The sequence below is a fragment of the Microbacterium sp. NPDC058021 genome, from assembly GCF_042885955.1.
Lineage (GTDB): Bacteria > Actinomycetota > Actinomycetes > Actinomycetales > Microbacteriaceae > Microbacterium.
The window spans coordinates 673,090-691,713 of sequence record NZ_JBHVRF010000002.1 but is presented as its reverse complement, the minus strand read 5'-3'; the positions used below and the strand labels follow the sequence as shown (position 1 = coordinate 691,713).

Below are 18,624 nucleotides of genomic sequence, written 5' to 3'. Positions count from 1 at the left end.
TTGTGGTGCTCGGGGCCCCGGCCGGCGGGGGGGGGGGGGGGGGGGGCGGGGGGGCGGGGGGGGGGGGGGCGCCCCCCCCCCCCCCCCCGGCAGCCCCCCCGCCGCCCGTCCCCGCCCGCCGCCCGTCCCCGCCGCCGCGCGCCCGCCGCCCGCCGCGCCCGCCGCGCCCGCCGCGCCCGCCGCACTGTCGTCGCCCGCGCCGGTCCGTCGGAATTCAGGCTGGCACCGACCGAACGAGGGTCACAGGGCACGAACCCAGCTCACAGCCTGAATTCCGACAGCCCGCCGTCGTGGCCGCCGCCATCCTGCCTTCCCGCGCCCCGCCGGTCGGGTGCCGGGCGTGTCCGGTCTCACCCCCCGTCGGAATGCAGGCTGAGCGGGGACCGACCCGCTGGCCGTGCCCGAAAACGGCTTCACCGCCTGAATTCCGACAGGATCCGGGCGTCGTCGCCTCCTCCCCAAGCACGCGGGACGCCGAGTTGTCCGCGGACGGGTCGATCCGGCCGACGAGCGATCCGCGCGGTCGGATAGGACGGGGGAATGCTCCGCCACATCGACAATCCCGCCCAGCGCGTGCGCGTGTTCGGCCGCGGCGAGATGCTCGCAAGCGGCTATTCGCCGACCGGCCTCACCACGGCAGTGCGGCGGGGTGCGGTGCTTCGCCCGCGGGGCGGCGCGTACCTGCACCCCGACACCGCGCAGGACGTGGTCGACGCCGTGCGGGTGGGTGGCCGGCTCGCCTGTGTGTCGGAGCTGGCCCGGCTCGGCGTGTACGTCCGCGATCACAGCGCGCTGCACGTGCACCTCCACCGCAGCGCCTCGAGGTTGCGCGACCTCCCGCGCGATGCCCGGCGGCACTGGCGCCCGTTGCATCGGTGCCCGCACCCGGCCGACGCCACCGTCGACGTGTTCGACGCGGTGATCCAGGCGATCGGATGCCAGGACCCGGACGATGCGGTGGCGACGATCGACTCCGCGCTGCACTTGGGGCTGCTGCGGGAGGACGAGCTCGACGAGCTGTTCCGTCATCTGGATGCCGGGAAGCGTCAGCTGCGGAACCTCGTGGACGGCCGGAGCGAAGCGGGGACCGAGACCCTCGTGCGGCTCATGCTGCGGGCGTTCAAGGTGACGGTGGAGCTGCAGGTGGTGTTCGTGGGTGTCGGTCGGGTGGACCTGGTCGTCGACGGCTGGCTCGTGATCGAGTGCGACAGTCGGGCGCACCATTCCGATTGGGAATCGCAGCGTCGCGACCGACGCCGCGACCAGGCGCTCGCGGCCCTCGGGTACTGCGTCTACCGCCCCATCGCCGAGGACATCCTGTACCGCCCCGAACGGGTCGTCGCGGCACTGCGCGGTCTGTTGCGGCGACCGCGCCGCCGGCCCAACCGCTGACGAGACTCGTCGCGGCGGTTCCGCCGGGCCACCGCCCTCTCCGCCGATGTCGGAATTCAGGCTGCGGGTGCCGGTGGCGGGCTGCGGCTGCTGGTAGGACTGCCGCAGCCTGAATTCCGACGGGTGCCGCGCGGGCACGCGGGCGGTAGGGGACGGCGGCGATGTCGGAATTCAGGCGGTGGATGCCGGCTCAGCCGTGCGGCGGATCGCGGGGGCGGCGGGAGCCTGGATTCCGACGGGTGGGGGATGAGCGGGGCCGGGCGGGGCGCGCGCGGAGGGGGACGGTGGTGCTGTCGGAATTCAGGCGGTGGGGCTGTGGGGCGCGAGCATCGGGTCGCGGGGGCGGCGGGAGCCTGGATTCCGAGGGGTGGGGGATGAGCGGCGCCGGGCGGGGCACGCGGGCGGTAGAGGGACGGCGGTGCTGTCGGAATTCAGGCGGTGCGGCCATGGGGGCACGCGGTGGGTGGCGGGGGCGGCGGGGAGCCTGAATTCCGGCGGGGGAGGGGCGCGCGAGCGGGGGTCAGGCGCCCCAGGCGATCAGGCGGGTGGGAGTGAACTCGATCACCGTGGAGAAGACCCGGCCGATCTCCTCGAGCGGCATGCCGTACGCCTCGATCGCGGCGGCGTATTTCGCGACGTACGGCTCCCGGAAGCGCGCGAGGAAGTCAGCCCCGCCGTCGGGGATGAGGCGGGTGTCACCGTGGAAGATCGCGACGTCGTCGCCGAGCGGCCCGGCGTCGAGGTGCAGCGTCGCCTTCGACCCCCGCCGCAGGTGTTTCACCTTGATCGTGTCGGGCTCACTGACGATGGTGAACACGCCGTCGTGCCAGAAGAACCACACCGGCGCCGGATGCGGCGTGCCGTCGGCCTTCGTGGTGATGAGCCACGCGATCAACTCGCTGTCGAGGCGGGTGCGCGCGGCTGCGTGGGCGGGGTTTTCGACGTCGAACACAGCGTCCATGCCCAGACTCTAGGGTGGAGCCTGTGACATCGCACCTGCCCATCCGCAGCCGACTCGTCCACGATGCCCTGCGGGCGGCGGGCATCCCGGGGGAGATCGTGGTGCTCCCGGATGCCGCGGCCACCGCCCCGCTGGCGGCGGCGGCCCTCGGCGTCGAGGTCGGCGCCATCGCCAACAGCCTCGTGTTCTGGTCGGACGGCGCACCGCTGCTGGTCATGACCAGCGGCGCGCACCGCGTGGACACCGCCGCGCTCGCCGCACGCCTGGGCCGCGAGCGCATCCAGCGCGCGACGGCGGAACAGGTGCGCGAGGCCACCGGCCAGGCCATTGGCGGCGTCGCCCCCACCGGGCACCCCGCGCCGCTTCTCACGATCATCGACGAAGCCCTCGCCGACCACCCCGAGATCTGGGCGGCCGGCGGCACGCCGCACACCGTCTTCCCGATGACCTTCGACGAACTGGTCGCGCTCACCGGTGGGGTCGTCACGAAGGTCGACTGACCGACCGACTCACCCCTCTTGCCCCCGGGCCTCGCGCGCGGAACGCTGAAGCATGGCCCACGACATCACACCGCTCGTTCGCCTCGAACTCGCTGGCTGGACCTCGCTCTGCGACGGCACCGGCAGCGACTTCTACGGCTCGATCATGACCGACCACGCCGTCATGGTGCTCGCCGACGGCGTCGCCCGTGATCGCGACGAGGTCATCGCCTCCCTCCGCGACGCCCCCGCCTGGGGTGCGTACGAGATCACCGATGAGCGTCTGGTCGAGCTCGGGCCGGATGCCGCGGCGCTCGTCTACACGGCGCGGGCGTTCCGCGCGGCCGGCGGCCCGCCGTTCGTGGGGATCATGACGAGCGTGTACGTGCGCGAAGGCGGCCGGTGGCGTCTGGCGCTGTACCAGCAGACGCCGATGCCCGAGGAAGACTGACCCCGCGCACCGGCTTTGTCAACGGGGCGCGTGACCTGCGGCGGCGAGGGTTGGATGGCGGGACCGGATCAGAACGGAGACATCCATGAATGCCACCCCCGAGGAACTGGACAAGCTGAACGATCTGCTCGGCGACTTCCGCTTCGCGATGGTCACCACCCGCGCCGCGGACGGCAAGCTCACGGCGCACCCGCTGACGGTGCAGGAGCGGGAGTTCGACGGCGACCTGTGGTTCGTCATCAACCGTCACGCCTCCACCGTCGAGCACATCCAGCGCGACCCCGCCGTCGGCATCGCGTTCAGCTCGAGCGATTCCTGGCTGTCGATCGCCGGCCACGGGCGCGTCGTCGATGACCGCGCCAAGCTGCAGGAGCTGTGGAACCCTTCGCTGGAGGCCTGGTTCCCCGAGGGCCCCGATGACCACGACATCACGCTGCTGAAGGTCGAGGCCGAGAGCGCCGAGTACTGGGACAGCCCTGGCGGCAAGGTCGCGAGCCTCGTCGCCTTCGTGAAGCAGAAGGTCACCGGCGAACGCATCGAAGGCGAGAACGAGGACTTCACCCTGTGACCGATGCCGCGGCGCGCACGATCGTCATCACCGGCGCGAGCGACGGCATCGGCGCAGCAGCGGCCCATCAGCTGCACGATGCCGGCGAGCGGGTGGTGGTGGTCGGGCGCGACCCGGCCAAGACCCGCGCCGTCGCCGACCCGATCGGCGCACCGTGGCATCTGGCCGACTTCGGCGAACTGTCGCAGGTGCGGGAACTGGCGGCGAGCCTGCTCGAGCGGTACCCCCGCATCGACGTGCTCGCCAACAACGCCGGGGGCATCTTCGGTGACCGCGCCCTGACGGCGGACGGCTTCGAGAAGACCTTCCAGGTCAACCATCTGGCGCCGTTCCTGCTGACCAACCTGCTGCGCGAGCGGCTGGTCGACAGCGGTGCGGCCGTCATCCAGACCTCGAGCATCGCGGCGCGGCGGTTCGCCCGCTTCGACATCGACGACCTGCAGGGAGAGCGGCACTATTCCGCCGGCGCCGCGTACGGCAACGCCAAGCTCGCGAACGTGCTGTTCACGAAGGAGCTGCAGCGCCGGTGGGGAGGGGACGGCGTCAACGCCGTGGCTTTCCACCCCGGCGCCGTGGCGACGAGCTTCGCCTCGGCATCCCAGGGGCCGTGGCGCTTCATCTACACCAATCCCGTCTCGCGGCGACTGCTGACCTCCACCGAGACCGGCGGTTCACGCCTCACCTGGCTCGCCCTCGGCACCCCGGGCGTGGACTGGCAGCCGGGGCAGTACTACGAGCGCAACCGCATCGGCCGCACGAACAAGGCAGCCGACGACCCGCTGCTGGCGCGCAGACTCTGGGACCGCAGCGCCGCACTGGTCGGTCTCTGACCTGCTGCCCCGTCGCGGGCGCGACAGCGAACAGCTGCGGCGCCCGCGGCGGGATCAGGAGGTTCAGGATGCCGTGGCGCGCACGAGGATCTTCGCCCCGGCGCCGCTGCGCAGTCGCTGGAAGGCGTCGACCACGCCGTCGAGGTCCACTTCCTCGACCCATCCGGTGGTGTCATAGACCCCATCGGCCATGGCCGCGATGACGGCGTCGAAGTCCTCCGGGAGGTAGGCCAGGCTCCCCACGATGCCGGTCTCGGCCATCACGAGCTGCGTCGGAAGGAAGTCCATCGGTCGCTCGTGGACCGCGACCACCACGAGCCGGCCGCCCGGCGTGAGACTCGACAGACCCGAGGTGATCGCCGCTCCCACGCCGGCGGCGTCGAAGGCGGCATCCACGCCCTGCCCGTCGGTGAGCTGCGCGACGGCGGCGGCGAGGTCGCCGCCCACGGGGTCGACCGTGGTCGCCCCGAGCGCCTCGACGATCGCTCGGCGCTCGGCGCTCGGCTCCGACACGAGCACGCGCTCGATGCCGCGGGCGCGCAGCGCGAACCACACGCCGATGCCGATGGGACCGGCCCCCGCGACCAGCGCCGTGCCACCGGCGGGCACGTCGACCTGTGCGACGGCGTGCCAGGCGACCGACATCGGCTCGACGAGGGCGCCCAGACGCAGGTCGACGTTCTCGGGCAGCACATGCAGCATCGAGGCGGGCACCGTTGTGAACTCCGCCATGCCGCCGCCGTGGGAGGTCAGCCCGTGGAAGCCGATCTTCTGGCAGACGTTGTACATGCCCTTGCGGCAGGCCGGGCACTCGCCGCAGTAGTACACCGGCCAGACGGCGGCCCGGTCGCCGACCGCGATGCCCTCGACCCCCTCGCCGACCTCCACGACCTCGCCGGAGAACTCGTGCCCGAGGATCTGCGGCGGCAGGGCGCCGGTGAGGGGATGCGGGTGCTCGAAGTCGAGCCCCGCAGCCTCGGGGGTGAAGTAGACGTGCAGGTCGGACCCGCAGATGCCGGAGTAGGCGTTGCGCAGCTTCACCTCCCCGGGGCCGGGCGTGGGCTCCTCGACGTCCTCGACGCGGAGGTCCTCTTTCCGGTGGAAGCGTGCAGCGCGCATCGGTGTGTCCTTTCCTCGTGCTTCGGTGTCGCGGGGAGCCTATGCCCGCCGCGGTGTACTGTCGACGGCCCGGGCGCCGGACGCGCCGGATGCCGCGGCCGCCCCGGTCACGCCCCCGTCGTGATCTGCAGGCACACGATCGCCGCGGCCGCCGACCACGCCTGCGGGCGGCAGGCGGCGGGGTAGGGCGCGGGTGCCGTCGCCGTCGTCGCGGCGTCGCCGGCGTGCAGCTCCGGCATGCGGAAGTCGAAGGCCTCGGCAGCGGCGAGCAGTCCGTCGACGACGGAACGGGCGTCGTCGACGAGTCCCGCGCGCGCCATGCCGTGGGCGACGATCGCGGAGTCGTGCGTCCACACGCTGCCGCCGTGATAGCTCAGCGGCCAGTAGCCGGCGGCGGCCGTCGACATCGTGCGCACCCCGAATCCCGATGACATCGAGGGGTGGATGAGCAGCTCGGACACGCTCTTCTCCTCGGCGGGGGAGAGGATGCCGGTGCCCAGCAGATGCCCGATGTTGCTGGTGAGGGTGTCGACGGGCCGGCCGTCGCGGTCCAGTGCGATCCCCGGGTAGCGGCCCTCGGGGGTCTGCACCCAGAACCGCTCGGCGAACCGGGTCTTCAGGCTCTCCGCCCAGGCGCGCAGACGCTCGCCGCCCTCCTCGCCCAGGCGGTCGAGAAGCCGGGCGGCGCCGCTCGCCGCCTCGTACGCGTACCCCTGCACCTCGCACAGCGCGATGGGTCCGGTGGCGAGCGTGCCGTCACGCCACTGGATGGAGTCGCCGGAGTCCTTCCACCCCTGGTTCGACAGTCCGTGCCCGGTCTCGTCGACATAGTCGAGGAAGTCCTCGCCCGCGCTGTCGATGATCCACTCGAGCGCGGCGCGCAGATGCGGCAGCAGCGCCCGCACCTCGGGTTCGGGCATGCCGGCGTCCGCAGCGTCTGCCAGCAGGCACACCCACAGCGGGGTGGCATCCACCGTGCCGTAGTACAGCGGCGGCAGCACGATGCCCTCGCCCGGCATGGCGAGCTCGCCGGCGCGCAACTCGTGGGCGATCTTGCCGGGCTGTTCGGCGGTCGCAGGATCGGTCTCGCGGCCCTGCAGCCGGGCGAGGACCCGCAGCGTCGAGGCGGCGATGCCGACGTCGACGGGCAGCATCATGCGCGCCGCCCACAGCGAGTCGCGGCCGAACAGCGTGAGGAACCACGGCGCGCCCGCCGCGAAGAACTGGTCGTCCGGTTCGCCGGGGAGGGCCAGGCGCAGCGCGTCGAGGTCGGAGAGGGCCCGGTGCACCCAGCGCCGCAGCCGGGGGTCCGCCTGCTGCGGCAGTTCGACCGTCCACTCCACCGGCCGCTCGGGCGCCCGCACCACGAGTGCCGGGTCGTGCAGCACGGCCTGCCACGCCACCTCCGCCGAGCCGCGCGGGCCGCACACGACCCGCCAGGTGAGCGTGATGTGCTCGTCGCCGGTGTCGACGATCGCGTCGTCGGCCTGCAGGTCGAGCCTGGCCGCGCCGCGGCTGACGTGCACGGCAGCGCCGGCACCCCGCGCGGCCCACTCGCCGGTGGGCACCGCGCCGGATTTGACCTCCTGCAGCGGCGAGAAGTCGGGCGTCAGCCGCAGCCGCAGCCGTACTTCCAGCGGCTCGTCGAGGTGCGAGTGCAGGCGCAGGGTCTCCACGATCTGCCCCTCGTGCACCTGGCGGTGCCGTTGGAGGCGCACCTTCGGGTCGGGCCAGGCATCGTCCACCGCGCGCAGCAGGGCGTCGAAGACGACCGTCGACGCGTCGGGGCTGGTGAGCGCGATCGCCTCGGGCCGGTGCCACGGTCCATCGGGGGAGGCGTACTCGAGGCGCGCGGCCCGGAGGAACCGGGTGTCGCCGTGGTACACGCCGTCGATCGCGGCGTCCCCGAGGTCGCCGTCGCGGCCCGACCAGGCCTGCGTGGGCGCGCGCAGCGCCACGACGGCATCGGAGAGGAATGGCTGCAGTCCGTCGGTCATCCCTTGACGGCTCCTTCACTGGTGTTCATGATGCGTTTCTGGAAGATGAAGAACAGCACCGCGACCGGGATCGTCATGATCGCGGCGGCGGCGAGCTTCAACGGGTACTGGTTGCCCTGACTGAGCTGCCCGGAGGCCAGGCCCGCCACGCCCTTGGTGAGGGTCGTGAGCTCGGGCGACTGCGTCGACACGATGAAGTGGCTCAGCTCGTTCCACGATCCCTGGAACGACAGGATGACGATGGTCACGAGCGCCGGGCGGGCCATCGGCAGCACGATCGACCAGAAGATGCGGAACGCACCCGCCCCATCGATGCGGGCCTGCTCCTCGACCGACGGCGGGATCGACTCGAAGAAGTTCTTCATGATGAAGACGCCGGCGGCATCCACGAGGAGCGGGATGATCATGCCGGCGTACGAGTCGTACATGCCGAGCTGGTTGAGCACGAGGAACTTCGGGATGAGCAGCACGACGGTGGGCACCGCCATGACCGCGACGACCATCGCGAAGATCACGGTGCGCCCGCGGAAGCGCAGGCGCGCCAGCGCGTAGCCGGCGAGCGAGACGAAGAACACCCGGCCGAGGGTGACGAGCACGGTCACGACGGCGGAGTTGGCGAACCACAACGGGAAGTCGCTGCGCGTGAACAGTCGCTCGTAGGCGGCGAAGGTCACCGTCGACGGGATCAGCGAGACCGCGTCGCTCGTGGCCTCGGCATCGGTCTTGAACGACGTCGACACCTGCACCAGGAACGGGAAGATGTAGATGATCGCGATCACGATGAGCAGGGCGTACAGCAGCACCTGACCGACGATGCGCGCTGGGGGCAGGCGTCGCCGCCGCGGGGGCAGCGTGACCGGGGGGCCGGCTTGCACCGCCTCGTCGGTCAGCGCGGTGGTGGAGGTCATGATGCCGCCCTTCTGGATGCCGCAGCCGCAATGGCCTGCTCATACGGCCGCCGCCGGCGCCGGGAGACGGCGCGCTCGCGCAGCACCCAGCGCTGGAAGATCGTGAAGACGATGATGATGAGGAACAGGATGAAGGAGATCGCCGCGCCGATGCCCCACTGCTGGTCGGTGAACGCCGACGTGTAGGAGAGGTACGCGGGGGTCATCGTGGTCTTGCCGGGCGCGCCCTGCGTGCCGGTGTAGATCTGGTCGAACACCTGCCAGCATCCGATGAGACCGAGGGTGATCACGGTGAACAGCGTGGGGCGCAGCTGCGGCAGCGTGATGCGCCAGAAGCGCTGCCACCCGTTGGCACCGTCCATCATCGCCGCCTCGCTCAGCTCACCGCCGATGTTCTGCAGCGCCGCGATGAACAGCAGCATGAACGTGCCGCTGGTCGTGAACACCGCCATGAGGATGAGCGCGGTCATCGCGACCGAGGGACCGGCGAGCCAGTCCCACCAGGTGACGCCGAGGAAGCTCCCGGAGGCGAGGGACTGCGGGGCGGCATCCACGCCGAGTCCGGCGAGGGCCAGGTGCAGGATGCCGCGCGGCTCGTTGAACCAGTTGGGGCCGTTCAGGCCGATCCACGAGAGCACCTCGTTGACGACGCCGGTCGTGGAGAAGAGGAACAGCCACAGCACCGTGATCGCCACCGAGCTCGTGACGGAGGGGAAGTAGAAGGCGGTGCGGAAGAACCCGCGACCGCGGAGTGCGGCGCGGCTGACGAGCACCGCAAGGAAGAGCGACAGCGCCGTCTGCAGCGGCACGACCAGCAGCACGTACCAGGCGTTGTTGCGCAGGGCCAGGCCGAAGTTGCGTTCGGGGAGGCCGCCGTCGGTGGTGATGGCGGCGTAGTTCTGCAGCCCCACGAACGACACGTTCGACGACAGCGGGCTGCCCCGGCCGCTCCAGTCCGAGAAGCTCACCCACAGGGCCATGAGCACGGGGACGAACAGGAACAGCCCGAGGATGACGATGATCGGCAGGGTGAACAACCACCCCGCCACCCCCTCGCCGCGCCGGAGCCCGCCTCGGGATCCGGCGCGCCGAGGGGTGTGGACGGTGGCGGTCACGTCAGCCGCCGACCACGGCCTCGAGGTTGGTCTGCACCGACTCGAGCATCTGCTGCGGGTCGCCGGTGGCCAGCGACTCCAGCTGTGCGTTGAAGTCGGTGATGACCTCGGTGATGCCGATGTTGGTCGGCATGCCGATGGCGTAGTCCGACCCGGCCAGGAAAGCGGCCAGCTCCGGGTTCGCGGCCTCCCAATCGGCGGCGGCCGACTCGATGGAGGGCATCGGCCCGAAGGCCTCGGAGAAGGCGAGCTGCTGGTCGGTGCTGGTCAGGTACTCGACGAGATCGAGCACGGCTTCCTGGTTGGGGCTGTCGGAGGCCATGCCCCAGCAGTTGGTGAACTGCATCGTGCCGGGACCTGCCGGCCCCTCGGGCAGCTGCGCCACGGTGTACTCCACGTCGGGGAAGTCCGCCGCGAGGCCGCCGGTGATCCAGTTGCCCTCGACCACCATGGCCGCCAGCTCCTTGCCGAACGCCTCGCCGCCCCAGCCCGCCCCGATGTCGGCGGCGAACGCGAACGTGCCGTCGGCCAGGTGATCCTTGACGTAGGTCAGGGCCTCGACGTTCTCGGGCGAGTCGGCGACCGCCTCGGTGCCGTCAGCGCTCACGAGCCGCCCGCCGGCCTGCGCCATGAAAGCGCCCAGTCGCTGGTACTCGGCGCCGAACGCGAGGCCGACGCGCCCGTCGGTCGTGAGCGTCTGGGCGACGGATGCCAGTTCGTCCCACGTCGTCGGGATGTCGGCGTCGGTGAGGCCGGCGGCCTCCCACAGGGTCGTGTTGATGACCAGCGCGAGCGTGGAGAAGTCCTTCGGGGCGCAGACGAACTCGCCGTCGACGGTGAAGTTCGACACGAGGCTGGGGTAGAAGTCGTCCTTGTTGTCGAGCAGGTCGCCGTAGGCGCGCACCGAGCCGTTGTCCACGAAGCCGGCGAGCTGGTCGGTCGAGAGGTAGAACAGGTCCGGCGGCGAACCGGCGGCGAAGCCCTGGGCCAGCTCCTGGCTGAGGTTGGTGGCGGCCAGAACCTCGGCGTCGACTCCCGACTCGGCCGACCATGCCGCGATCGCCTCTTCGACCGCCGCCGTCTCGGCCTCCCCGCTGGAGCCGATCATCACGGTGAGCGCGTCATCCGAGCTCGTCAGATCGTCGGAGGCGTCGCTGCCCCCGCCGTCGTCGAATCCCTGGCCGCAGGCGGCGAGGGTGAGTGCGGCGGTGGTCGCCAATGCGCCCACCCCGAGAAGACGGACTGCTGTGTGTCGCTTCATGAGATCTCCTTCGATGCGTCGGCGCTACCGGTCACTCGGTAGAATTTGATCGTTCAAATTCTTTGCCGTGGTGCCAAACTAGGGCGACGGATCGTCGCGTGTCAACCGGGTGCGCGGCCGGGGAAGAGGTGCAGCGTGTCGGTGCGACAACCCACGGTCGAGGACGTCGCCCGTCACGCCGGCGTGTCGCGGCAGACCGTCTCCAACGTGCTCAACAGCCCGGCGATCGTGCGCAGCGGCACCCGCGAACGGGTGGAGAGCGCCATCCGCGAGCTGGGGTACACCCCGTCGATGGCGGCGCGGCGGCTGCGCACCAACCGCAGTGAGACGATCGGCATCCACCTCGATCCCTACGCCGGGGGCATCTCGGGCGTCATCCTCGATCGTTTCGTGCACGCCCTCACCGAGCAGGCGACGCCGCGCGGGCTGCGCATCCTCGTCTATGCCGCCGCGGACGCGCAGGAGGAGCTCGCGCGGCTGCGGGCGCTACGCGAGGGCGGCGAGATCGACCGCGTGGTGCTCACCGGCACGTACGACGGCGACCCGCGCACCGCCTGGCTGCACGAGGTGGGACTGCCGTTCGTCGCGTTCGGACGCCCGTGGTCGGCGGGGGTGGCATCCCCTTCTCCCGGCCACGCGTGGGTCGACGTGGACGGCGCCGGCGGCGTCGCGGCGGCCACGCGGCACGCGCGCACGTACGGCCGCCGGGTCGCCTTCCTCGGGTGGCCCCGGGGGTCGGGTACCGGCGACGATCGCGAACGGGGGTGGCGCGAGGAGATGGGGGAGGATGCCGTCGACCGGCTCCGCCTCACGAGCGTCGACAGCGTCGCGGCGGCCAGGACGGAGACCGAGCGGGCATTGGCTGCGGGTGGGATGGATGCCGTGGTGTGCGCGAGCGACACCCTGGCGGTGGGCGCGCATCTGGCGGCCTCGCACGCCGGGCGGCCGGAGTTCACCGTCGTCGGGTTCGACAACACGCCCGTCGCCGAGGCACTGGGGATCTCGAGCGTCGAGCAGCGGCCCGAACTCGTCGCCGCGGCCGTGCTCGATCTGCTGGTGAGTCAGGAACCGCCGGAGAGCCGCCTCATCGAGCCGGTGCTGGTGGTGCGCACGCCGGTGCGGTGACCCGTCACGGGCTCGCCGCCCTCAGCGCGGGGTGTCGTACGTCCACTCGTCGGGGTCGAGCGCCGTCGCGACGTCCCAGTCGTCCTGCCACCAGGTGAAGGTCGCCACGGCGCAGGTCGGCATGTGGACGATGTCGCCCGACAGTCGCTCGGCGAGCACGCTCATGCCCGGGTCGTGCGCGACGACGAGCACCGAGGGCACGTCCTGCGCCGCGGCGACCCGCAGCAGTTCGTCGGCCGGGGCGCCGTAGAGGTCCTCGAGCGCGACCGGCTCGAGCCCGAACCGCTCGGCGAAGAAACCCGCGGTGGTGCGGGCGCGGAGCGCCGTGGAGGTCACGATGACGTCGGGGACGAATCGCGTGTCCGCGAGGCGCCGGGCCATGACCGGCGCGTCGCGCAGGCCCCGCGCGTTGAGGGGCCGGTCGTGGTCGGCGAGCCCCGGGTGCCCCCAGTCGCTCTTGGCGTGGCGCACGAGGCCGAGGCGGATCATGCGTCGGCCGCCACGTACACCCAGGCGCGGCGACCGCTCGCGAGGGTCACCGGCAGGCGGCTCAGCAGCGGGGTGACCAGGTCGTCGGCGGCATCCAGTTCGTCGGCGCTGAGACGCAGCACCCTCCCCACGACCTTGTCGAGCGCATCGCCGGTGTGGCGCAGGCGCCGCTGCGGGATGGGACCGATGCGGTCGACCAGCCGCGGATCGGTCGCCGGCGCGGCTTCGGCCACGTAGCCGGGCAGGACGTCCTGCTCGGCCGCGACGACCCGCCCGAACGTGTCGAGCTGCAGCTCGTCGCCGCCGAACGACCCGTAGCTGAACAGCAGCTCGCCCTCGCCCATGCGCACAGGCTACCTACCCGACGAGCGCGTGCGCGATGGTGAAGATGAGCAGTCCGGCCAGCGAGCCGACGATCGTGCCGTTGAGGCGGATGTACTGGAGATCCCGTCCCACCATCAGCTCGATCTTCTCGGTGGTCTCGGCGGGGTCCCACCGTTCGACCGTCTCGGTGATGATCGAGGCGATGTCGTGGCGGTAGCGGTCGACGAGGAACACCGCGGCGTCGGTCACCCAGGTGTCGACGCGGCGCTGCAGCGTCGCGTCGGTGGCCAGGCGCCGCCCGGCATCCATCAGGGCCTCCGCCGCCCGACGCCGCAGGGCGCTGTCGGGATCGGAGAGGGAGGTGAGCAGCCCGTTCTTGGTGGTGTTCCACGCCTCGGCGGCGAGTTCGCGCACCCGCGGCGAGTCGAAGACGCCACCCTTGGCATCCTCGAACCGGCCGATCGTGGCCGGGTCGTGCTGCAGGTTGTCGGCCAGGCGTGCGAGGTAGCGGTCGATGGCGCGACGGGCGGGGTGGTCGGGGTCGGTGCGCACCGCGCGCACGAAGGTCAGGGCCTCCTTGTAGAGGGTGTCGTCGATGAGGCGGTGCGCGAGCGAGGGAACCCAGCTGGGCAGGCGCCGCGACACGAGGCCGTCGAACGAGGCACGGTTGCCCTCGAGCCAGGTGCCGAGGGAGTCGGCGGCGAGATCGACCGCGCCGTGGTGCGCGCCGGCATCCACCAGTCGCTCCAGCCAGCCGCCTAGCGGCGGCCCCCACTCCGGGGCGATGAGGTGATCGCGGGCGATGTCGGCGATCAGGTCCTGCACGTCGCTGTCGCTGAGGGCGCGCAGCACCCCGGCAGCCATCGCGGAGCCCTCGTCCGCGACCCGCTCGGCGTGCTCGGGGTGGGAGAGCCATTCGCCCAGCCGCCGGGAGACGCTCATCGATTCGAGCTTGGTGCGCACGACCTCGGCGGAGAGGAAGTTCGTCTCCACGAACTCCCCGAGGCTGCGCCCGATCTCGTCCTTGCGACTCGGGATGATGGCGGTGTGCGGGATGGGGATGCCCAGCGGATGCCGGAACAGCGCCGTCACCGCGAACCAGTCCGCGAGGGCGCCGACCATGCCGCCCTCGGCGGCGGCGCGCACGTACCCGAGCCACGGCACGTCGTTCTGCAGGGGGAACGAGATCGCGAACAGCACCGCCATGAACAGCAGGGCGCCCAGGGCCACGCTCTTCATGACGCGCAGGCCGCGGCGTCGCTCCTGATCCGCCGGGCTCAGCGCAGCGGTGGGCGTGGGAGACATGCCGTCATCCTCGCACGCGACTCAGCCGACGGGTCCGAGCCAGGCGGTCGCGACGGTCGCGTGGGCGGACTCCGGGTCGGAGGGGTGGAAGAGCCCCGCCAGCACGTCGCGGTACAGCCGCCCCAGCTCCGCGCCGGCGAAGTACGACGAGCCGCCGGCGACCAGCACCGCGTCGTCGACGACGGCCTTCGCGGTCGTCACGGCGCGGTGCTTCATGCCGGCCAGCAGCGAGAACCAGCGGGACCCGTGGTCGACCTGCGCGTCGACGTCGCGGCACAGCGCCTGCAGCTGCGGCGGCAGGGCGTCGTAGGCCAGCGCCATGTCGGCGACGCGCCAGCGGATGTCGGGGTCCTGGCTGTAGGTGAGGCCGGTCTTCTTCGAGGTGCGCCGGGACGCCGTGGTGACGGCGACCTCCAGCGCCCGGTGGGCGATGCCGGTGTACACCGATGCCAGCAGCAGCTCGAAGACGCTGAAGATGGCGAAGACGAGGGGGTCGGGGCTGGGACCGGGCGCGATGCGGCGGGCGATGCGGTCGGCGGGGGCGAGGGCGCCGTGCAGCTCGGTGGTGCGCGATTGGGTGCCGCGCATGCCGACGGTGTCCCAGTCGTCGCGCGTGACGACACGGCCCTGCTGCTCCTCGCCGCGCGGGACGAACGCGTAGACGAGCTTCGGGCCGTCGGGGGAGGTGGTGTCGAGGCCGTGGAGGCCGAGCTGCGTCCACACCGGGGCGAGCGAGGTGAAGATCTTCGTGCCGGTGAAGGCGTACCCGCCGTCCGGCTGCGGCGCGGCATCCGTGTCGCTGCCGAAGAGCACGAGGTCGTTGCCGGCCTCGCTGATGCCGAAGGCGTACACCTCGCCGGCGACGGCGCCTTCGAGCACGTGGTCGAGGTCGTGGATGCCGCGGTCGCGCAGCACCTTGGCGACACCCGTCCACACCAGGTGCATGTTCACCGCGAGGGCCGTCGCGGGCGCCGCCCCGGCCAGGCGCTGCTGCAGCACGCTGACCTCGGCCAGTCCCAGGCCCGCGCCGCCGAGGTCGGTGGGCGCGAGCGCGGCGAGGTAGCCGGCGGCCTTCAGCTCGGTCAGGTCGTCGTCCGGGAAGGTGTTGTCGCGGTCGTGCGCGGCGGCGCGCGAGCGGATGCGCTCGAGGAGGTCGTCGGGCAGCAGGTCGGTGACGTCGAGAGCGGTCATGGGAGGACCTCCATCAGGTGGCGGAGCGTATCGGCGGGCTTGTCGCGGTGCGGCGAGTGGCCGGCGCCGGTGACGACGGACATCGTGATCCGCGGGTGGGCGAGCACGTCGCGCACGAGGTCGCCGGTGAAGATCGAGTAGACCTCGGGGTCGCTCGCGATGATGTGAGTGGGCACGCTCAGCCGCAGGGCGTCGGCAGTGACGTCCCAGACGGCGTTCTGGTCGCTCGTCTGCTCCACGCCCCAGCGGCTCGCCTGCCGGGCGGCGAGGGCCTTGAGCTCGACGTCGTTCGGATGCCACGCGGGGTGCTGCGCGCGCACCGCAGCCTCGGTGGGGTCGGCGAACGCCCGCGTCTGGCTGATGCGCACGACGGAGCGGTCGCGACCGGCGAGCCGGATGCCGGGGTCGACGAGTACGAGCTGGCGAGTCCAGTCGGGGTGCGCCGCAGCCGCCACCGTGGCCGCGGCCCCGCCCAGGGAGTGGCCGATGACGAGGTCCCACGGGCGCGCGGCGCCGCGCGTCGCGGCATCCGGGGCTGCGGCATCCGGAGTCGTGGCCGCGACGTCGGCGGCGTACGCCGCGAGCGAGTAATCCAGCGCGCGGGGCGCCGTGCCGTGCCCGCGCAGGTCGACCGCCGTCGCGTGCCAGCCGATGCTCGCCAGCGCCGTGCCGTAGAGCCACATGAGAGCGCCGTTGGAGCCGAGCCCGTGGACGAGCAGCGCCCGGCGGGACGCGTGGGGCTCGCCCCAGGCCTGACGGGGGAGGACGACGGGAGCGGGCATGCCCCCAGCCTAAAGCGGAGGTGCGACGGGGTGCCGGCGGCGGCGGCCCCCGCTCCCGCGGACGACGGCATGATGGGGAGGGTGATCTCCACAGACCTGGCACGGGAACTCCGAGCGGCGGGACTGGTGTGGCGGCCGCGGTCGGGCGACCGGTTCCAGCTGGACGAACCCGAGTTCGACGCCGACGTCTTCACCGTCAGCGACATGACGATCGAGCCGCGCAGCTACCCGACCGGAACGCTGCTGGCCTTCAACGGCACGACGGAGTGGGCGCTGGATTCGGTCGCCCTCGAGGACGCGCTGTGGCTGCCGTCCGAGGGTCAGCTGCGCGAGATGCTGCGGGGCGCCTTCCGCACCCTCAGCCGCTTGCCCGACACGTACGAGGTGGAGATCGAGGTCGCCGGCATCCGTCATCGCTTCCGGCATCCGGAGCCGGCCGACGCGTATGCGCGGGCCGTGCTGTTCCTGCTGGCGCGACTGGCCTGAGCGCTGCTGCACCCGCCGGTCAGGTGACGATCGACACCGGTTCGGTGTCGGGGATGGGGCTGGCGTCCCGGCCGCGGAGGTCGGGGAAGCCGCGCACGAAGACGATCGAGACGAGCACCCCGGCCACGGCGAACGCGGCACCGGCGAAGAACGCCCCCTGCGGCCCGACGCCGTCGATGAGGAATCCCGCGGTCGCGGACCCCGCGGCCGAGCCGATCAGCTGACCGGTGCCCACCCAGCCGAAGGCCTCGGCGGTGTCGCTGAACTTGACGCTGGCGGTGGTCATGGCGAACATCACCGCCAGAGCGGGAGCCACGCCGGCGCCGGCGATGAGGAGCGACCCGCCCATCCACCAGACGTCGAGGGAGATCATCGCCAGGCACAGTCCCACCGCGACGATGGCGAACCGCCGCGCCATGGCCCAGGGCCCGATGGGGATGTGCCCGAAGCCCAGCCCGCCGGCGAGGCTGCCGATCGAGAACACCGCCAGGACGAGACCGGCCTCGAGCCCGCCGTGGTCGAAGGTGGCGACGACCCCGGCCTCGACCGCGGCGGCCGCACCGATGAGGAGGAAGCCGGTGGCCGTGGCGAGGATCACGGCGGGGCGGGTGAGCACCTTGCCGAGCCTGCGGCGGCTGCGGGGGATGCGGACGCGCCCGACCTCCGGCGAGAGGATGAACCAGGTGCACCCCAGCAACAGGATGACCACGATGCACACGAGGGCGGGGACGGTGCCCGCCTGCGTGGCGATGAAGGTGATGAGCACCGGGGCGATGATCCAGATGATCTCCTGCAGCGACGCGTCCAGAGAGAACAGCGGAGTCAGCTGCCGCGAGGTGACCATCTTGGGGTAGATCGTGCGCACGGCCGGCTGCACCGGCGGCGTCGACAGGCCTGCGACCAGCGCGAGCAGCATGTAGACGGGCACGACGGTCTGCACGAACGCGAGTGTGGCGATCGTCACGGCGCAGACGAGCGTGGTGAGGGTGAGCACCTTGCGCATGCCCCAGCGGCCCATCCAGCGGCTCGTGACCGGGCCTGCGACCGCCTGGCCCACCGAGGTGGCGGCCAGCACGAGGCCCGCCGCGCCGTAGGAGCCCGTGACGTGCTCGATGTGCAGCAGGATCGCCAGGCTGGTCATGCCGTTGGGGAAGCGCGCCGTCAGCTGCGCCGCCATGATGCGCCCCACCCCTGGAGTGCGCAGAAGATCCCGATAGCCCGCCACGTCTGTCAACGCTACCTCCGCGGGTCGCGACACGCCGTACCGCCGGTTCCACAGGAACGGCGATGTCGGAGGGGGTCCGTAGCGTGCGACCTGTGGATGAATCGTCCCGGCGGCGGCGCGAGCCGCGTGATTCAGCGCCTTTCGAGGCCTCTGGGAATCGCTCGTCCTGTGGATGAAACGGTGGACAACATGTGTTGTACATGGGGAGAGCGGTGGAAAACTACACGGATGTAACTACTATCCCTTGTGGTGCTTCTGAACGTCGGCACCCATATGTAGTATTGAACTCCCGGCGCGGTCTGGCCGAGGACACCACGGATTTTGAGGGGAAACACGGACGACATGGCGATCACGGTCTACACCAAGCCTTCCTGCGTGCAGTGCAACGCGACCTACCGCGCGCTGGACTCGAAGGGCATCGAATACGAAGTTCTCGACGTCTCAGAAGACGCCGCGGCGCTCGAGCACGTGAAGTCGCTCGGCTACCTGCAGGCGCCGGTCGTCGTCACCGACGAGGACCACTGGTCGGGCTTCCGCCCCGACAAGATCGACGAGCTCGCTTCGCGCCTGGCCTGACGGTCTCGACGCGCAGCGCTGCGGTGCTGCGATCGGGGAA

General features: G+C 71.7%; 20 protein-coding genes. 8 read left to right on the top strand and 12 right to left on the bottom strand.

Annotation, left to right across the window (positions count from 1 at the left end; all coding sequences use genetic code 11):
• Nucleotides 1-540 precede the first annotated feature (540 nt).
• Nucleotides 541-1,392 (top strand): DUF559 domain-containing protein, encoded by an 852-nt coding sequence (locus tag ACFVR6_RS06790; protein WP_386960221.1) that lies wholly within the window; start codon nt 541-543, stop codon nt 1,390-1,392.
• A 520-nt stretch (nt 1,393-1,912) separates the two neighbouring features.
• Here ACFVR6_RS06790 and ACFVR6_RS06785 read toward each other — a convergent pair.
• On the bottom strand, nt 1,913-2,353 hold the full coding sequence (locus ACFVR6_RS06785) for a pyridoxamine 5'-phosphate oxidase family protein (protein WP_386960218.1): 441 nt from the start codon (nt 2,351-2,353) through the stop codon (nt 1,913-1,915).
• A 23-nt stretch (nt 2,354-2,376) separates the two neighbouring features.
• Between ACFVR6_RS06785 and ACFVR6_RS06780 the strand changes: the two genes are divergently transcribed.
• The 4 genes from ACFVR6_RS06780 to ACFVR6_RS06765 all read left to right on the top strand — a co-directional run bounded on the left by ACFVR6_RS06780 (nt 2,377) and on the right by ACFVR6_RS06765 (nt 4,681).
• Nucleotides 2,377-2,853, top strand: coding sequence for a YbaK/EbsC family protein (locus ACFVR6_RS06780; RefSeq protein ID WP_386960215.1), 477 nt, complete (start codon nt 2,377-2,379; stop codon nt 2,851-2,853).
• A gap of 52 nt (nt 2,854-2,905) precedes the next feature.
• Nucleotides 2,906-3,283, top strand: coding sequence for a nuclear transport factor 2 family protein (locus tag ACFVR6_RS06775; RefSeq protein WP_386960212.1), 378 nt, complete (start codon nt 2,906-2,908; stop codon nt 3,281-3,283).
• Nucleotides 3,284-3,368: 85 nt separating this feature from the next.
• Nucleotides 3,369-3,851 carry a pyridoxamine 5'-phosphate oxidase family protein gene (locus ACFVR6_RS06770; protein ID WP_386960209.1) on the top strand — a complete coding sequence of 161 codons (483 nt, stop codon included), beginning with the start codon at nt 3,369-3,371 and terminating at the stop codon, nt 3,849-3,851.
• A complete protein-coding gene (locus ACFVR6_RS06765; RefSeq protein ID WP_386960206.1) occupies nt 3,848-4,681 on the top strand; it encodes an SDR family NAD(P)-dependent oxidoreductase in 834 nt (277 codons plus the stop codon). Before ACFVR6_RS06770 ends, ACFVR6_RS06765 begins: the two co-directional genes overlap by 4 nt.
• A 63-nt stretch (nt 4,682-4,744) precedes the next feature.
• Here ACFVR6_RS06765 and ACFVR6_RS06760 read toward each other — a convergent pair whose 3' ends face one another.
• The 5 genes from ACFVR6_RS06760 to ACFVR6_RS06740 form a co-directional block, all read right to left on the bottom strand.
• Complete coding sequence (locus ACFVR6_RS06760; protein WP_386960203.1) at nt 4,745-5,800, bottom strand: 2,3-butanediol dehydrogenase; 1,056 nt, start codon at nt 5,798-5,800, stop codon at nt 4,745-4,747.
• A gap of 107 nt (nt 5,801-5,907) precedes the next feature.
• Nucleotides 5,908-7,797 (bottom strand): glycogen debranching N-terminal domain-containing protein, encoded by a 1,890-nt coding sequence (locus ACFVR6_RS06755; protein ID WP_386960200.1) that lies wholly within the window; start codon nt 7,795-7,797, stop codon nt 5,908-5,910.
• Nucleotides 7,794-8,705 (bottom strand): carbohydrate ABC transporter permease, encoded by a 912-nt coding sequence (locus tag ACFVR6_RS06750; protein WP_386960197.1) that lies wholly within the window; start codon nt 8,703-8,705, stop codon nt 7,794-7,796. The genes ACFVR6_RS06755 and ACFVR6_RS06750 overlap by 4 nt, the downstream gene beginning before the upstream one ends.
• Nucleotides 8,702-9,820, bottom strand: a complete 1,119-nt coding sequence (locus ACFVR6_RS06745; RefSeq protein WP_386960194.1) for a carbohydrate ABC transporter permease — start codon at nt 9,818-9,820, stop codon at nt 8,702-8,704. The genes ACFVR6_RS06750 and ACFVR6_RS06745 overlap by 4 nt, the downstream gene beginning before the upstream one ends.
• Before the next feature lies 1 nt (nt 9,821).
• A complete protein-coding gene (locus ACFVR6_RS06740; protein WP_386960191.1) occupies nt 9,822-11,081 on the bottom strand; it encodes an extracellular solute-binding protein in 1,260 nt (419 codons plus the stop codon).
• 135 nt (nt 11,082-11,216) lie between these two features.
• Between ACFVR6_RS06740 and ACFVR6_RS06735 the strand changes: the two genes are divergently transcribed.
• On the top strand, nt 11,217-12,206 hold the full coding sequence (locus ACFVR6_RS06735; RefSeq protein WP_386960188.1) for a LacI family DNA-binding transcriptional regulator: 990 nt from the start codon (nt 11,217-11,219) through the stop codon (nt 12,204-12,206).
• A gap of 21 nt (nt 12,207-12,227) precedes the next feature.
• Here ACFVR6_RS06735 and ACFVR6_RS06730 read toward each other — a convergent pair whose 3' ends face one another.
• From ACFVR6_RS06730 to ACFVR6_RS06710, 5 genes are read right to left on the bottom strand one after another with little or no spacing between them, the layout of a single operon-like run.
• Nucleotides 12,228-12,695 carry a SixA phosphatase family protein gene (locus tag ACFVR6_RS06730; protein ID WP_386960185.1) on the bottom strand — a complete coding sequence of 156 codons (468 nt, stop codon included), beginning with the start codon at nt 12,693-12,695 and terminating at the stop codon, nt 12,228-12,230.
• Complete coding sequence (locus ACFVR6_RS06725; RefSeq protein ID WP_386960182.1) at nt 12,692-13,039, bottom strand: gamma-glutamylcyclotransferase; 348 nt, start codon at nt 13,037-13,039, stop codon at nt 12,692-12,694. The genes ACFVR6_RS06730 and ACFVR6_RS06725 overlap by 4 nt, the downstream gene beginning before the upstream one ends.
• Nucleotides 13,040-13,052: 13 nt before the next feature.
• Nucleotides 13,053-14,324, bottom strand: a complete 1,272-nt coding sequence (locus tag ACFVR6_RS06720; protein ID WP_386960179.1) for a DUF445 domain-containing protein — start codon at nt 14,322-14,324, stop codon at nt 13,053-13,055.
• Nucleotides 14,325-14,345: 21 nt separating this feature from the next.
• Nucleotides 14,346-15,515: an acyl-CoA dehydrogenase family protein gene (locus ACFVR6_RS06715; RefSeq protein ID WP_386960176.1), complete on the bottom strand. Its 1,170-nt coding sequence runs from the start codon at nt 15,513-15,515 to the stop codon at nt 14,346-14,348.
• Nucleotides 15,512-16,297: an alpha/beta fold hydrolase gene (locus ACFVR6_RS06710; protein ID WP_386960172.1), complete on the bottom strand. Its 786-nt coding sequence runs from the start codon at nt 16,295-16,297 to the stop codon at nt 15,512-15,514. The genes ACFVR6_RS06715 and ACFVR6_RS06710 overlap by 4 nt, the downstream gene beginning before the upstream one ends.
• Nucleotides 16,298-16,378: 81 nt before the next feature.
• On the opposite strand from ACFVR6_RS06710, the gene ACFVR6_RS06705 reads away from it, so the two are divergent.
• Nucleotides 16,379-16,783, top strand: a complete 405-nt coding sequence (locus ACFVR6_RS06705; RefSeq protein ID WP_386960169.1) for a pilus assembly protein CpaE — start codon at nt 16,379-16,381, stop codon at nt 16,781-16,783.
• A 19-nt stretch (nt 16,784-16,802) separates the two neighbouring features.
• Here ACFVR6_RS06705 and ACFVR6_RS06700 read toward each other — a convergent pair whose 3' ends face one another.
• The gene (locus tag ACFVR6_RS06700) at nt 16,803-18,008 is read right to left on the bottom strand and encodes an MFS transporter (RefSeq protein ID WP_386960166.1); all 1,206 of its coding nucleotides are present in this window, start codon (nt 18,006-18,008) and stop codon (nt 16,803-16,805) included.
• A 342-nt stretch (nt 18,009-18,350) separates the two neighbouring features.
• Here ACFVR6_RS06700 and nrdH point away from each other — a divergent pair, with 342 nt between their 5' ends.
• Nucleotides 18,351-18,584: a glutaredoxin-like protein NrdH gene (gene nrdH, locus ACFVR6_RS06695; RefSeq protein ID WP_257525618.1), complete on the top strand. Its 234-nt coding sequence runs from the start codon at nt 18,351-18,353 to the stop codon at nt 18,582-18,584.
• Nucleotides 18,585-18,624: the final 40 nt, after the last annotated feature.

What these genes read in the sequence shown, in the direction of transcription:
- ACFVR6_RS06790 (WP_386960221.1), top strand. Translation starts at nt 541, where the DNA reads ATGCTCCGCCACATCGACAATCCCGCCCAGCGCGTGCGCGTGTTCGGC.
- ACFVR6_RS06785 (WP_386960218.1), bottom strand. Translation starts at nt 2,353, where the DNA reads ATGGACGCTGTGTTCGACGTCGAAAACCCCGCCCACGCAGCCGCGCGC.
- ACFVR6_RS06775 (WP_386960212.1), top strand. Translation starts at nt 2,906, where the DNA reads ATGGCCCACGACATCACACCGCTCGTTCGCCTCGAACTCGCTGGCTGG.
- ACFVR6_RS06770 (WP_386960209.1), top strand. Translation starts at nt 3,369, where the DNA reads ATGAATGCCACCCCCGAGGAACTGGACAAGCTGAACGATCTGCTCGGC.
- ACFVR6_RS06760 (WP_386960203.1), bottom strand. Translation starts at nt 5,800, where the DNA reads ATGCGCGCTGCACGCTTCCACCGGAAAGAGGACCTCCGCGTCGAGGAC.
- ACFVR6_RS06755 (WP_386960200.1), bottom strand. Translation starts at nt 7,797, where the DNA reads ATGACCGACGGACTGCAGCCATTCCTCTCCGATGCCGTCGTGGCGCTG.
- ACFVR6_RS06750 (WP_386960197.1), bottom strand. Translation starts at nt 8,705, where the DNA reads ATGACCTCCACCACCGCGCTGACCGACGAGGCGGTGCAAGCCGGCCCC.
- ACFVR6_RS06740 (WP_386960191.1), bottom strand. Translation starts at nt 11,081, where the DNA reads ATGAAGCGACACACAGCAGTCCGTCTTCTCGGGGTGGGCGCATTGGCG.
- ACFVR6_RS06730 (WP_386960185.1), bottom strand. Translation starts at nt 12,695, where the DNA reads ATGATCCGCCTCGGCCTCGTGCGCCACGCCAAGAGCGACTGGGGGCAC.
- ACFVR6_RS06725 (WP_386960182.1), bottom strand. Translation starts at nt 13,039, where the DNA reads ATGGGCGAGGGCGAGCTGCTGTTCAGCTACGGGTCGTTCGGCGGCGAC.
- ACFVR6_RS06720 (WP_386960179.1), bottom strand. Translation starts at nt 14,324, where the DNA reads ATGTCTCCCACGCCCACCGCTGCGCTGAGCCCGGCGGATCAGGAGCGA.
- ACFVR6_RS06715 (WP_386960176.1), bottom strand. Translation starts at nt 15,515, where the DNA reads ATGACCGCTCTCGACGTCACCGACCTGCTGCCCGACGACCTCCTCGAG.
- ACFVR6_RS06710 (WP_386960172.1), bottom strand. Translation starts at nt 16,297, where the DNA reads ATGCCCGCTCCCGTCGTCCTCCCCCGTCAGGCCTGGGGCGAGCCCCAC.
- nrdH (WP_257525618.1), top strand. Translation starts at nt 18,351, where the DNA reads ATGGCGATCACGGTCTACACCAAGCCTTCCTGCGTGCAGTGCAACGCG.